This is a genomic window from Mesorhizobium sp. WSM4906, assembly GCF_029674625.1.
In the GTDB taxonomy this organism is placed as follows: Bacteria; Pseudomonadota; Alphaproteobacteria; order Rhizobiales; family Rhizobiaceae; genus Mesorhizobium.
In genome coordinates this window covers 242,575-255,834 of sequence record NZ_CP121355.1, presented here as the reverse complement: position 1 = coordinate 255,834, position 13,260 = coordinate 242,575, and the positions used below count along the sequence as shown (strand labels likewise).

General features: G+C 64.0%; 11 protein-coding genes. 5 read left to right on the top strand and 6 right to left on the bottom strand.

Features of this window, described 5'->3' with window-relative positions; all coding sequences use genetic code 11:
* Window positions 1-103 precede the first annotated feature (103 nt).
* Entirely contained in the window at window positions 104-2,488 is a 2,385-nt protein-coding gene (locus QAZ22_RS01180; protein ID WP_278205137.1) for a polysaccharide biosynthesis tyrosine autokinase, read from the top strand.
* A gap of 102 nt (window positions 2,489-2,590) precedes the next feature.
* Here QAZ22_RS01180 and QAZ22_RS01175 read toward each other — a convergent pair whose 3' ends face one another.
* Window positions 2,591-3,523: a LysR family transcriptional regulator gene (locus tag QAZ22_RS01175; protein ID WP_278205136.1), complete on the bottom strand. Its 933-nt coding sequence runs from the start codon at window positions 3,521-3,523 to the stop codon at window positions 2,591-2,593.
* Window positions 3,524-3,665: 142 nt separating this feature from the next.
* Here QAZ22_RS01175 and QAZ22_RS01170 point away from each other — a divergent pair, with 142 nt between their 5' ends.
* A complete protein-coding gene (locus QAZ22_RS01170) occupies window positions 3,666-4,658 on the top strand; it encodes an NmrA/HSCARG family protein (RefSeq protein WP_278205135.1) in 993 nt (330 codons plus the stop codon).
* Window positions 4,659-4,740: 82 nt separating this feature from the next.
* On the opposite strand, the gene QAZ22_RS01165 is transcribed toward QAZ22_RS01170, so the two are convergent.
* The 3 genes from QAZ22_RS01165 to QAZ22_RS01155 form a co-directional block, all read right to left on the bottom strand.
* Window positions 4,741-5,454, bottom strand: coding sequence for a metallophosphoesterase family protein (locus QAZ22_RS01165; protein ID WP_278205134.1), 714 nt, complete (start codon window positions 5,452-5,454; stop codon window positions 4,741-4,743).
* A 264-nt stretch (window positions 5,455-5,718) separates the two neighbouring features.
* On the bottom strand, window positions 5,719-6,798 hold the full coding sequence (locus tag QAZ22_RS01160) for an acyltransferase (RefSeq protein ID WP_278205133.1): 1,080 nt from the start codon (window positions 6,796-6,798) through the stop codon (window positions 5,719-5,721).
* A 133-nt stretch (window positions 6,799-6,931) separates the two neighbouring features.
* Window positions 6,932-8,839 carry a propionyl-CoA synthetase gene (locus tag QAZ22_RS01155; RefSeq protein WP_278205132.1) on the bottom strand — a complete coding sequence of 636 codons (1,908 nt, stop codon included), beginning with the start codon at window positions 8,837-8,839 and terminating at the stop codon, window positions 6,932-6,934.
* A gap of 598 nt (window positions 8,840-9,437) precedes the next feature.
* Between QAZ22_RS01155 and QAZ22_RS01150 the strand changes: the two genes are divergently transcribed.
* The 3 genes from QAZ22_RS01150 to QAZ22_RS01140 are packed head-to-tail and all read left to right on the top strand — an operon-like array spanning window position 9,438 to window position 11,139.
* Window positions 9,438-9,725 (top strand): PqqD family peptide modification chaperone, encoded by a 288-nt coding sequence (locus QAZ22_RS01150; protein ID WP_278205131.1) that lies wholly within the window; start codon window positions 9,438-9,440, stop codon window positions 9,723-9,725.
* Window positions 9,725-10,156 (top strand): lasso peptide biosynthesis B2 protein, encoded by a 432-nt coding sequence (locus QAZ22_RS01145; protein WP_278205130.1) that lies wholly within the window; start codon window positions 9,725-9,727, stop codon window positions 10,154-10,156. The genes QAZ22_RS01150 and QAZ22_RS01145 overlap by 1 nt, the downstream gene beginning before the upstream one ends.
* Window positions 10,153-11,139, top strand: a complete 987-nt coding sequence (locus tag QAZ22_RS01140) for a serine kinase (protein WP_278205129.1) — start codon at window positions 10,153-10,155, stop codon at window positions 11,137-11,139. Before QAZ22_RS01145 ends, QAZ22_RS01140 begins: the two co-directional genes overlap by 4 nt.
* A gap of 16 nt (window positions 11,140-11,155) precedes the next feature.
* On the opposite strand, the gene QAZ22_RS01135 is transcribed toward QAZ22_RS01140, so the two are convergent.
* Together QAZ22_RS01135 and dhaK are read right to left on the bottom strand one after the other, a co-directional pair.
* Window positions 11,156-12,181, bottom strand: a complete 1,026-nt coding sequence (locus tag QAZ22_RS01135) for a nucleotidyltransferase family protein (protein ID WP_278205128.1) — start codon at window positions 12,179-12,181, stop codon at window positions 11,156-11,158.
* A 77-nt stretch (window positions 12,182-12,258) separates the two neighbouring features.
* Entirely contained in the window at window positions 12,259-13,245 is a 987-nt protein-coding gene (gene dhaK / locus QAZ22_RS01130) for a dihydroxyacetone kinase subunit DhaK (protein WP_278205127.1), read from the bottom strand.
* Between the last annotated feature and the right edge of the window lie 15 nt (window positions 13,246-13,260).

The window sequence follows — 13,260 nt, the reverse complement described above, 5'->3', positions numbered from 1 at the left end:
TCCTGGCCAGGCGCCCCGTGGCACGGATGTTGCGTGGTCTTTTCTGGTAACGACGCCACTCTTCGAAGGCCAGTAGCGCCTGCAACCTGGAATTGGACCGAAGATGAATTATGCCAACTTTCCTCTCGACAAGAGGATGCCATTGCCCAGTACCGAAGCGGAAAAGGGTGAAGACTTCATCGACGTCGAGCGTCTGCTTGGCATGGCGGCCCGGCAGGCCAAGGTGGTGGCGGTCTGCGCCGTCATCGGCCTGTTCCTGGGTGTGATCTACCTGCAGACCACGCCCAAGCAATACACGTCGGTCTCGAGCGTTTTGATCGACGAGGGCCTGAACAAGGTCGTGGACGACATTTCTGCGGCCAACGTCACGCAGCAGACGGACGCGACCATCCTCAGCCAGATAGAAATTCTCAACTCGGCGCGGCTGGCATCGGTGGTTGTCGACAAGCTGAAGCTCGACCAGAACGACGAGTTCATGTATCCGCCGCAATCGGCCCTTGCGCGGGGCATCGGTTTCCTGCGCGGCGCGGTTGCCTATTTTCGCGGCGGCTCCGGCACGGATGACATTCCAGGAATCCAGAACGTCGACGAAGCGACACGCCAGGCAATGATCACCGCCGCGCGTCACGACTATGCGGTCCTCAAGCTGCAGACCGAGTTGATGGCCGATCGCGTCGGCCGCAGCAACGTCATTACCCTGGGCTATCAGTCGACCAATCCGGCTCTCGCCACGGCCATCACCAAGGCTTATGCCGAGGCCTATCTCGCCGATCAGCTCAACGCCAGCTTCGACGCCACCGAGCGCGCGGCGGTCTGGCTGCAGGGCAGGCTGACCGAGCTTCGCCAAAGCTCGCAGCAGGCCGCCATGGAGGTGGAGAAATTCAGGGCCGAGCACGGGCTGTCCGCAAACAGCGACGGCCAGTTGATCAGCGGCAAGCAGCTGTCCGATCTCAACGCCCAGCTCATCATCGCACAGGCCGATACGGCGCGGGCCAGCGCCCGCTACCAGCAGTACAAGGCGATCGTCGAAAGCGGTTCCGAGAATGCCTTCAACGATTCCGCGATTGCATCCGATCAGCCGAGCAGCTCGGTCATCATCGGCCTCAAGACCCGCTATCTCGCCGTCTCCAAGCGGCTGCAGGATGTCGAGGCGAACTTCGGCAAGGACCACCCGCAGGCGGTGGCGCTCGCCAGGGAAAAGGCCGATGTGTCGGCGCAGATCTTCGGGCAGTTGAAGCAGATCACCGAAAGCTACCGCAACGACTTCCAAGTCGCGCAGGCGCGCGAGGCCGAGCTTAGGCAGAAGATCACCACCGCTGCCGGCCAGAGCTCGGCCGACAACGAGTCGCAGGTGAGGCTGAGGGAACTCGACCAGCAGGCGCAGGCGCTCTCCACACTCTACCAGACCTTCCTCAGCCGCTACCAGGAAGCCTCGCAGCAGCAATCCTTCCCGGTCGGCAAGGTGCGCATCATCTCGGACGCGAACATGCCGCTGGCAGCGTCCAGCCCGCGCACCATCAGGGTGCTGGCGCTTTCGCTGGTGCTTGGCCTCATGCTCGGCGCCGGCTTCGGAGGCCTGAACGAATTCAACGAGCGCTTCTTCCGCACCGGCGAGGACGTTCGCGACCGCGTCGGTCTTAAGTTCCTCGGCTATCTGCCGACGATCGGCGGCGGCAGGGCCAAGGAGGCGAAGCCGGACGACTTGCCGGCCGACGGCAAGGTCACCAGCCTGTCGGCGGCGGAGAAAAGGGCGCGCATGCGGGTGAGCCTCGACGCACCGGCCTCGATGTTCGCCGAGACGCTCCGCAACGCCAAGATCGCGTTCGATGTGGTGATGGAAGACAAGGACAGCCGGGTGATCGGCGTCATCTCGGTCCTGCCCGGCGAAGGCAAGTCGACGGTCGCGGCAAACCTTGCAGGCCTGCTCGCCGCCAACGGCGCCAAGACGTTGCTGATCGACGGCGACCTGCGCAATCCCGGCCTCAGCCGCAGCCTCGGCATGGAGACCGAGCACGGGCTGATGGAAGCGGTGGTCAACGGGCAGACCTGGCAGTCGGTCGGCAAGGTCGACCGCCAGACCAAGCTGGCGATCATACCCGCGGTGCTGCGCGGCCAGTTCTCGCACACCAGCGAGCTTCTGGGCTCGGCCGGGATGCGGCGCTTCATCGAGAACGCCAAGGAGACATTCGAATACATCATCGTCGACCTGCCGCCGCTTGGGCCGGTGGTCGACGCCAAGGCCTTCGCGCCGCTGGTCGACGGTTTCGTGCTCGTCACCGAATGGGGCCGCACGCCACGCGCCATGATACGCTCGATGCTGGAGCAGGAGCCTTATATCGCCGACAAGATCGTCGGCGCGGTGCTCAACAAGGTCGAGCTGAAGAAGCTTGCGAAATACGGCTCGCTCGGCGCTTCGGAAAAGTTCTTCGACCGCTATTCGAGCTACTATCTGGAGAAGTCGGAGTCTCGCTCCAAGCAGGCCGCCTGATTTAGAGCAATTCCAGGAAAAGTGTGTAACGGTTTTCCGTCCGGAATGCGTAAAAACAAATGGTTAGAGCGGTTCGGCGATTCCGTGAAACGCTGAACCGACCTAGCTGTGACTATCGCGCGCTTGGGACGATGATTGTCGCGCGACAAGGGAGACGACAGTTTCACGGATCCAGCGCTGGCCGCTGTGTCCGTGATTGCGCTCATGCCACACCATTCCCACTGCAAAGCCTTCAACGGGGAACGGACAGTCCATCACTTCAAGCTGGTCCGCGGAATCGCGCACCAGCCGTTCCGGGACCAGTGCCACGAAGTCCGAGTGCGACACGATCTCGGGGACAAACAGGAACGAAGCCGCGGAAAGCACCACGTTGCGCTTGTGTCCGAGAGCGGCCAGGGCGCTGTCCAACGGTGTCACGAAGCTGCCCCCCTCCAGAGATACGATCACTTGCTCCAGCATGGCAAATTCAGCGACCGTGATTCCTTTCCGCAGCCGCGGATGCTTCCGGCGGCCGATGAGCACATAGCGCTCATCGAACAAATGGCGGGTGCGAAGGCTTGGCGGGGCCGCCTGCGGCGTCATCAGCGCCAGATCCACATCGCCGCGCGCCATCTGCGCCTCCAGCTGCGGCACGTCCAGATTGCGGATCGCGACGCGAACACCGGGCGCCCGCGTCCTGAGTTCCACAACGAGCGGCTTGACCACGGCCGCTTGCAGATAGTCCGTGCAAGCGATTGCGAAGGTCAGGTTGGCCTTCGCCGGATCGAAGTTCCTATGCGAGGCGACCGTTGCGCGAACTTGATCAAGGGCTTGGCGCAACGGATCGAGCAACTCCATCGCTTTGACCGTCGGCGTCATGCCTCGCTGGGCAGGAATCAGCAGCGGGTCATCGAACTCACGCCGGAGGCGGTTTAGCTGGGCGCTCACCGCTGGCTGGCTCAGGTGCAGCCGGGCAGCCGCCTTCGTGACGTTCCGCTCGACCAGCAGCGTCTCCAAGGTAACCAACAAATTGAGGTCAAGGCGCTTGGTATCCACGGCATGGATAGTAGCCGAACATTTTCATGATTTCCAATATAGCTCGCGCCAGCCGAGACTCCGCGACAAGGCCGACACGCGGCACGCCCGAGGAAGAAGGACGGGGACGAAGCGGTTCCGCCTCTCAACCAGGATAACCAGCATGAGCCAAGCCGATACTTCCAAACCTCTGATCACCGTTGTTGGCGCCTCGAGCAAGCAGGGCCGTAGCGTCGCCAATTCCTTGCTCGACAGCGGGCGCTATAGAGTACGTGCCTTGACGCGACGCCTCGACAGCCAGCCCGCGCAGGCCCTGGCGAAGAAGGGTGCCGAAGTCGTGGTGGCGCCTCTTGAACTCGGCAGGCGGGCCGAGCTCGCCGAAGCGATGAAAGGCTCGGCTGGGGCGTTCTTGATGACGCCGCCCATCGTCAAGGTGCCGCCGGCGGAACCCGAACTCGACCTCGGCAAGGCGTTGGCCGACGCGGCGGTGGCCGCCGGCGTCGAGCAGGTGGTGTTCAGCGGACTCGAAAATGTCGAAGCCATCACCGGCGGCACCAAGTGGGCGCCGCATTTCACTGACAAGGCAAAGGTAGAGGATTACATTCGCGGCTTGCCCGTCCGCAGCTCGTTTGTGTATCTGGCGTTTTACTACACCAATTTTTTGGAATACTACGTGCCGCAGGGTGGAGAGGACGGCATAACGTTCGCCATATACCTGCCGCCGGACATCCCCATGCCGTTCTGTGATCCGCTCACTGCGGCCGGCCCGGCGGTGCGCGAGATCTTTGACCACCCGGCGCGATACGCTGGCGAAGTCCTGCCTGTGATCGGCGAGTTTATCTCGGCGCAGCAAATGGTGGACACGTTTGTGCGGGTCACCGGAAAACGCGCCCGCTATGCCTCTGCCTTTTCGCGTGAAGACTTGTTGCGCCATTTTCCGAGCTTCGCCGGTAATGAGCATCTCGTGCGCGAGTTGGTGGGCATGGTCGAATACGCCGTCGAATATGGCTACTACGCCCCTGAGCGCGATCTGACCTGGAGTCGGAGAATCGATCCGGATGCCGTGACTTGGGAACAGTTCCTCAGGCGCAGCAAGTGGCAAGGCGACCTGCTGTCCTTTGGCGACGCCGCAGATGCCGAGCTTGCGCCGACCTGAGAGCGAACTGTGCTTGCGTCATGAAGGCGGCGTCGAGCGTTTCTCCTTCCGGAGTTAATGCTCAGAGCGGTCGGAACAACTCTCAATCCCTGGACGACAGCAGCCGTCCATATTTGCCGACGATCCTGAGGGCGGTCAGCCGGCCGCTCTGGAAAGCGCCGGTGTCGATGCCGAGCCGGCGACCCTCGAGCGTTGGAACGTCCACGATCGTATGTCCGTGCACGACCCAGCGGTCGAGGTGATGCGCCGCCGCGAGGAAGTCGGATCGAATGTTGAGCAGGTCGGCCTCGTCCTGCTCCTCGAGCGCGATCCCGGGCCGGATGCCGGCATGCACGAACACGAACTGCTCCGAGCAGACCATCACCGGCAGCGTGCGCAGGAAGGCGACATGACTGGCGGGAATCGTCTCGCGGATGCGTTCGTCGACCTCTTCGCCTGAGGCGTAGAGATTGGCGAGATGGGCCGGGTCGATACCGTAGGAATAGAGGGTCTCCCGCCCCCCGACCGCGAGCCATGGGTCCCGCGACAGGTAGCCGTCGAGATAGTTGAGCATCGCCACCTCGTGGTTTCCAGCGAGGCACACGCGCAGGAAGCCTTTTGGCGGCGGCGCCATGAGGTGCTCGATCACGCGTCGCGACTGCGGTCCGCGGTCGATGTAGTCGCCGAGCATGATGATGATCTTGCGGCCGCGGAATTGCAGCGCGTCGAGCAGAATCTTCTGCTCCAGCGCGCGCAGCTCGTCGTGGCAGCCATGCACGTCGCCGATCGCGTAGACCACCGTGTCGCGCATATCCATCACCAGCCGCTCGCGCGGTAAGGGTCGGGGTCGTCTAGATCGCTGGAACAGGCTCACGGATTGCGGCTCGGTACTCAAATTAAGGGTCATGCCACAGAGCGTGGACCAAGCCTCGATATCATGTCGGATGCAAACAATTCCACACCGCAACCGTGCTTTGCTTAAAGCGCGTCGCGTTGAGACGGACTCAGGCGACGCGCTTTAAGTTCTTGTTTTGATGCATGTCGTTTCCCAAAACCGCTGCGCACTTTTGGGCGACATGCATTAGGCGGCTTTCAGCCGATAGCGGAAGAGCGTGTGGTCGAGCAGCAGGCGGATGCGCGGCTCGGCCTCGGCCGCCACCAGCCAGCTTGCGGCGATCATGGCAGCGCCGACGATCGGGATCGAGACTAGGTAGGGCACGCCGACTCGGACCAGGACGCCTAGCATCGCCGCGCCGACGACATCGTGGATGAGATAGAGCGGATAGGTCATCAGCCCGATGCGGCGCCAGCCGCGCCAGGACAAATCGAGCCTCAGCGACCATGCCATCAGCGCAACCGCTGCGAGGAAGACGATGACCGGCGGCGCGTAAGGCATCGTGGCTTCCACCTTGATGCTGTGCACGTCGACCGAGCTGATGATCTGCAGCACGCCGCCAGCCAGGAACAAGGCTGAGAAGCAGAGCCGCGGCACCGTCACCGCCTTGAAGCGCATCAGCCAGATGAGCACGCCGACGGCGAAGAACGCGCCGTGGTGCACCAGGGTGAGCTGCAGCCAGCGCGTCTCCGCCAGGTCGGTCCAGCCGAAGGCGAAATAGAGGCACCAGAACAGCGTGCTGACGACGCCAATGACGACGGCGACGGCTTCCATGAGGTCGAAGCGGCCAAGCCGCAGCAGTATCCAGACGATGGCGTAGAAGGCGATCTCGATCCCGAGCGTCCAGTAGACGCTGTCCACCCATGGCTCGAAAGGCACGAAAAGCGCCGTGCGGGCAAGCCGCACCACGGCGTCCGTCGGCCAGGAAAGGCCGACCATGAGCAGCACGATGGCCGAGATCGGCGCACAGACCCAGACCGCCGGCGCCAACCGTCTGACGCGCGCTTCGAAGAACTTGAGCGGCGTCGAGTTCTCGGCGCTGAAGGCGATCACGAAGCCGCTGATGACGAAGAACACCTGAATGCCGACCCAGCCGGAGCCGACAAAGGCCATCTCGGGATGGGGCGGGATGCCACCGGTCGAGCGTGCCGACACGCCGCCGGGAAACGCCCATACCCAGAAGCCGTAGTGATAGAACATCACCATGACGGCGGCCAGGAAACGCAATATGTCGACGCCGCCGAAAGTCGTCTTGTGCTGAGCCATGCCTTGCCTTGGGAATGGCCCCCCAAATGAACTTTAGGGTCTGTTGCTGCATTGCACAACAGGCGATTGCAGTGCGGGACGAATTCGTGGAAGCGCCTGATGCTGCGATCCGCTCCCCAACACCGCGACGGCGCTAGATACCGATGCCGCGTCCCTTGAGCGCCACGGTGATCTCGTCGAGGATGGCGGGATCGTCGATGGTCGCCGGCATCGTCCATTCCTCCTTGTCGGCGATCTTCTGCATCGTGCCGCGCAGGATCTTGCCGGAGCGCGTCTTCGGCAGCCGCTTGATCGTCACCACCGTCTTGAAGGCGGCGACCGGACCGATCCGCTCGCGCACCAGTCCCACCACCTCGCTCTCGATCGCGCCGGTGTCGCGCGACACCCCGGCATTGAGCACGACGAAGCCGAGCGGCACCTGGCCCTTCATCGCGTCGGCGATGCCGATGACGGCGCATTCGGCGACATCGGGATGCGCGGCCAGCACCTCCTCCATGGCTCCCGTCGAGAGACGGTGGCCGGCGACATTGATGATGTCGTCGGTGCGCGCCATGACATAGAGATAGCCGTCCTCGTCGACCATGCCCGCATCGGCCGTCTTGTAGAAGCCCGGGAACTCCTCGAGATAGGCCTGACGGAAGCGGGCATCGGCATTCCAGAGCGTCGGCAGGCATCCGGCCGGCAGCGGCAGCTTGACCACGACATTGCCGAGCGTGCCGCGCGGCACCTCATGGCCGGCATCGTCGAGCACGCGGATGTCGTAGCCGGGCATAGGCACGCCGGGCGAGCCGTATTTCACCGGCAAAAGCCCCAAACCGGCCGGGTTGATGGTCATCGGCGAGCCGGTCTCGGTCTGCCACCAATGGTCGATCACCGGACGGTCGAGCTTCTGCTCCGCCCATTTGATGGTCTCGGGGTCGGCGCGCTCGCCGGCGAGGAACAGGGTGCGGAACTTCGACAGGTCGTATTTCGGCACGAACTCCCCTTGGGGATCCTGACCCTTGATGGCGCGGAAGGCCGTCGGCGCGGTGAAGAGCGCCACCACGCCGTGCTCCGAGATTACCCGCCAATAGGTGCCGGCGTCCGGCGTGCCGATCGGCTTGCCCTCGAACAGCACGCTGGTGCAGCCGTGCAGAAGCGGCCCGTAGACGATGTAGGAATGGCCGACCACCCAGCCGACGTCGGAGGCCGCCCAGAACACTTCGCCCGGTTTGACGCCGAATTCGTTGTCCATGGTCCATTTCAGGGCGACCATGTGGCCGCCATTGTCGCGCACGATGCCTTTCGGCTGGCCGGTCGTGCCGGAGGTGTAGATGATGTAAAGCGGGTCGGTTGCGAGCACGGGCACACAGTCGACATTGGCGCCGGCCGCCCGCTCGCGGGCAACCGCGTCGGCATAGTCGAAGTCATAATTTTCCTTCATCTCGCAGCGCAATTGTTCGCGTTGCAGGATCAGGCAGGCGTCGGGCTTGTGCTTCGACATCTCGATCGCCTTGTCGAGCAGCGGCTTGTAGGCGACGACCCGTCCGGGCTCCAGGCCGCAGGATGCGGAGATGATCAGCTTCGGCTTGGCGTCGTCGATGCGGGTGGCGAGCTCATGCGAGGCGAAGCCGCCGAACACCACTGAATGCACGGCGCCGATGCGGGAACAGGCGAGCATGGCAATGGCCGCCTCCGCGACCATCGGCATGTAGATGATGATGCGATCACCCTTGCCGATGCCGCGGTTCTTGAGCACCGACGCAAGCGCGACCACTTCGCGCTTCAGTTCCGCATAGGTGAATTTCCGGATCGTGCCCGTAATCGCGCTGTCGTGGATCAGCGCCAGCTGGTCGGCACGCCCGCCCGCCACATGGCGGTCGATGGCATTGAAGCAGGTGTTGCAGGTGGCGCCGACGAACCAGTGGCCATAGACGCCGGCCGTCGGATCGAAGACGCTCTTTGCCGGCGAATACCAGTCGATCGCCTTGGCCGCCTCGGCCCAGAACCCTACGGGGTCGCGTTTCCAGCCCTCATAGACCTCGTGGTAGCGTGACGCCATCGACTTTTCCTCCCAGGACATTCGTCGTCCGGCAGTAGCCTAAAGCATGTCTCGCGAAAGTGGGAACGGGTTTCGGGACAAAAGACATGCGTAAAATCAAAACCTAAAGCGCGCTAAGCGATCTGAAAGATCGCGATGCGCCTTAGGCCGCTTTTGCCGGCCATGTCTTCCTGCATCTTGGTCGACGTTGCCGGCAAACGGATCCGGCGGCGCTCTGGTCGGAGCGCGTATGCCTGTCAGGGAGTGAATTCGGCTTAAAGCGGCAAGGCCGCAAGCATCAGTCCCACGCCGCCGGCGATCAATATCGCGGCCGCCAATGCCTTCCGATGGCGCTCGAATGCCGTCGGAGCTCGATCCCAGTTGTAACGCATACTGTCCACTCCCCGAGAGCCCCAGCGGACTCTTAGCTTACTTAAGGGAAAGTTGGCAACCCTGGCGGGTATCGACCGACGGGGCAGCGGGCACTGCGAGGGCGGCTCGATGTATCGGTCATTGCCTGAAGATGGCCGGCGCGCCCTGCGCAGCAGTCGTCGTCAGGCGATGGACAGCGCCGGGAGGCGGCGGTAAATCCTTCTCCGGCAATTGTCTGGATAGGCGCATGGTCGAAATCGCCTCTGAAACGGTCCTGCGGATGGCGGACGACGCTTCCGTGCAGCATGTCGGCGACGGCGCGGTCGTGCTTCTGGCACGCAGCGGCCAGCTCTACACCTGCAACGGCACCACCGAGGCCTTTCTCGACAAGGTCGACGGCGTGCGCAGCCTCGACCAGATCGTCGATCTCTTGTCGGACGAATTCGAAGTCGACAAGGTGATGCTCGACCAGGACATGGCGGCACTCGCCGCCGAGCTGGTGGCGGAAGGCATCCTGGCCGCTACGGGCGCGTGATGGCTGACGGACCAATCCTGCGTGCGCTGTTCCAGGTCCATCTGTGGCTCAGCGCCCGGCTGATACCGGTGCTGGTCGGCCGGCGCGACTTCGAGGCGGTGTTGAAATGGGCGCCGCTCGACGCGCCCACGCCCTATCGCGGCCTGCCTTCCGCCTATATCGTCACCCGCGTCAACCGCGCGGTCCGGCATCCCTGGCTGATGCGCGACCGCAGATGCCTGCGAGAAGGGCTGCTCGGCTTCCGTTTCCTGCGCATGGCCGGTTTCGATCCCGAGCTGCGCTTCGGCGTCGATTCTAAGTCTATGCATGCGCCGCGCCTGTCGGCGCATTGCTGGGTATGCCTCGACGGCAAGCCGGTGGTCAGCGACAGCCTTCCCGACATGGTCGAGATCTATCGCCATCCCGGCGGCGTGAAGGTGCGTGCCGCTTGACCGGTGCCGCGACCACAGTCTGTTATGACCTCAACGGCCAGGTCATCGGCATATCGGCGGAGCGCGCCGATCTCTGGCCGAGCTTCGACCTGATGCTCGGCAGCTTGCGCGTCAACGAAACGGTCGAACCCGGCTTTCGCATCAACATCGTCGAAACGTCGGCACTGCCCGAAAACCCGGAAGGAAAGCTCGCCTTCGACGGCGAAGCGCCGCCGGACGGCCATTGCCGGATCATCGACGCCGGCGACGTCGTTTATCTGGTCTTTCCCGGCCTCCAGACAGCCTCGATCCATGCCGATGAGGGCTGGGCCGATATCCGCGTCCATCCCGACAGCAAGGTCAAATGGACGCTGCTGATGATGGTGCTGGATGCCGCTCTCGACGCCGGCGGCCAGCACATGCTCCACACCGCCGGCCTGACCCTGCCCGGCCGCGAGGCGCTGGTGCTGATCCATGCGCCGAGCGGCATCGGCAAGTCGACGACATCAATGGCGCTGGCATCGCGGGGCTTCGGCCTTTGCTCGGACGATGTGATGATCCTCAGCGCGGCGCCAGGCGGCACCACGGCCTGGGGCATGCCGCGCAAGGTGAAAATACACCGCAACACCGCGGCGATGCTGCCGTTTCTCTCGGCCTGCCTGGGCGAGACATGGGACGCCGAGGGCGAGCAGGCCGTCTCGCTGGAGCGGCTGGGCGAAATCATCCGCATCGAGGATGTTCGCGCCAGGCCTGTCGCGGCGCTCCTGCATCTGGCGCGCTCGGCCGATGGCCAGACCCGGCTTATGCCCTTGGCCAGGACCGACGCGATGGTTGCGCTTGCCACCGACAATGTCAGGACCGGCTTGACCGGCCTCTTGCCGATGCAGAAACGGCGCATGGCGTCGATCTCGGCACTGGTCAAGGCAGTCCCGACCTTCACCCTGGAAGTCGGCGCGAGGCCGGCGGATGCAGCTGCGCTGATCCGCGCGACGCTGGAGGAGTAGAGTTTTCCACGGGCGCTCACGCAGCGTAGCGTCTCGCTCGGGCCAGCCGCTGGATCCAGCGGAAGGCATCGCGGCTGAGGCGCGAGCGCATCTTGTCCCGCGAATTGACCCTGAGCAGCATGTTGCCAGTGATCAGCCATTTGGCGAGCCGTATCGCGAGATCGGGCTTGATGCGGTTGGCAAGCGCGATCGCGCGTGGCTCGTCGAACAGGCGCCCGGTCACGTTCAGCACCGTCGCCAGCTCGAGCTCGATGCCGGTCATGCGCGCGGCGTCGAGCAGCCGCGCTTCCGCGTCCAGCGATTGCAGCGCGCGCACGCCCTGCAGCACGTCGATGCAAAGCTGCAGCCGATGGAATTTGTGGCCACCGGCGGCGTGAACGATGGCGATGGTGAGCAGCGCCGCCGGCGTGTCGGCCTCGCTTCCATCGATGACCTGCAGCTCACGAAAGCCGAGAGACAGCCGCCGCCGCATGCCGGTGTTATGCACCAGGTTGCCGTGCAGCTCGATCAGCAGGCTGGAGTTCTCCTTCTCCAGCCACTTGAACTCCTGCAGCTCGTGCGACTCGGCCTCGCCGCTGGCAAGCTCGAAGCCGCAGCCGGCGATCACACTATTGGCTTCTGCGATGCTGGCGGGGTCGACGAGGATGTCTATGTCAGTGAACGGCCGGTCGGCGGCATGGCGGTAGAGCTTGCGCGCGAAGACCGGACCTTTGACGATGCGGGCCGGAATGCCTTTCGCCGCCAAGGCCTTCATGATCCGGTCGCCGTGATATTGCAGCAGCATCGACTGCCCGGTCGCAAGCGTCGCCTGGTCGCGCAATTCGGAGAGCTTCTGCCGCAAGGCCGTATCTGCCGGTAGCTTGGCGTCGCCGATTTCCCGAAGCTTGCGCAGCATGATCGGCAGGATGCCGTGGAATTCGGCATTGGCGAGCAGCGCCATGAGGCCGGTTGCCGAGACGATCCGGTCCCCGTCGGCCAGCGCTTCGGGGTCGGCAAAGTCGAGCAGCAGTTTTTCCTCGGCAGGCGAAAGCGGTGGCAGCATCAACCGGGCAATGTTCGCGAATGGCGTGCAAATTACCCGAACATGGTCGCAGAAAAGCGTGGGGCAAGCCAGTGAGGCTACATCCCCCAGCGCAGCGCCGCCGTGCGCACCGGCGCGTCCCACAGCGCCGTCATTTCCTGGTCGAGCATCGTCGCCGTGATCGAGCATCCAGCCATGTCGAGCGAGGTGACATAGGAGCCGACCAGCGAGCGGACCACCGTCACGCCGCTCTTCTCGAAGATTTTGCGCGCGCTGTTGTACATCAGGTAAAGCTCCATCGACGGTGTGGCGCCGAAGCCGTTGACGAACAGCAGCGCCGGTCGCTTGGCGCGGTCGCCCAGGTCGCCGACGATCGCCGCGCAAACCTCCTCGGCGATGGCGTCGGCGCTCTTCAGCGCATCGCGCCGCCTGCCGGGCTCGCCATGGATGCCGACGCCGAATTCCATTTCGTTGTCGCCGATCTCGAAGGTCGGCTTGCCCGCCGCAGGCACCGTGCAACTGGTGAGCGCCACGCCCATCGAGCGCGTCGCGCCATTGACGCGATCGCCCAGTGCCTTGAGCGCTGGCAGCGCCATGCCTTGCTCGGCCGCGGCGCCGACGATCTTCTCCACCACCAGCGTGCCGGCGACGCCGCGCCGTCCGGTAGTGTAGGACGAATTCTCGACCGCGACGTCGTCATTGGTCACTACCTGCAGCACGCCTTCCGACATTTCGGCGGCCATGTCGAAGTTCATAACGTCGCCTTCGTAGTTCTTGACGATGAACAGGCAGCCGGCGCCGGTGTCGACCGCCTGCACGGCCGCTAGCATCTGGTCCGGCGTCGGCGAGGTGAAGACCTGGCCGGGGCAGGCGGCGTCCAGCATGCCGTGGCCGACCAGCCCGCCATGCAGCGGCTCATGGCCGGAGCCGCCGCCGGAGATCAGCGCCACCTTGCCCGGTTTCAGTTCTCTGCGGCGGACGAATTTGTGCTCGTCGCCGAGCACGAGAATGTCCGAATGCGCGGCGACGAAGCCGTCCAGGCTTTCGGTGAGCACCGTGTCCACCGAATTGAGAAACTTCTTCATGGCCGTCCTCCCGAA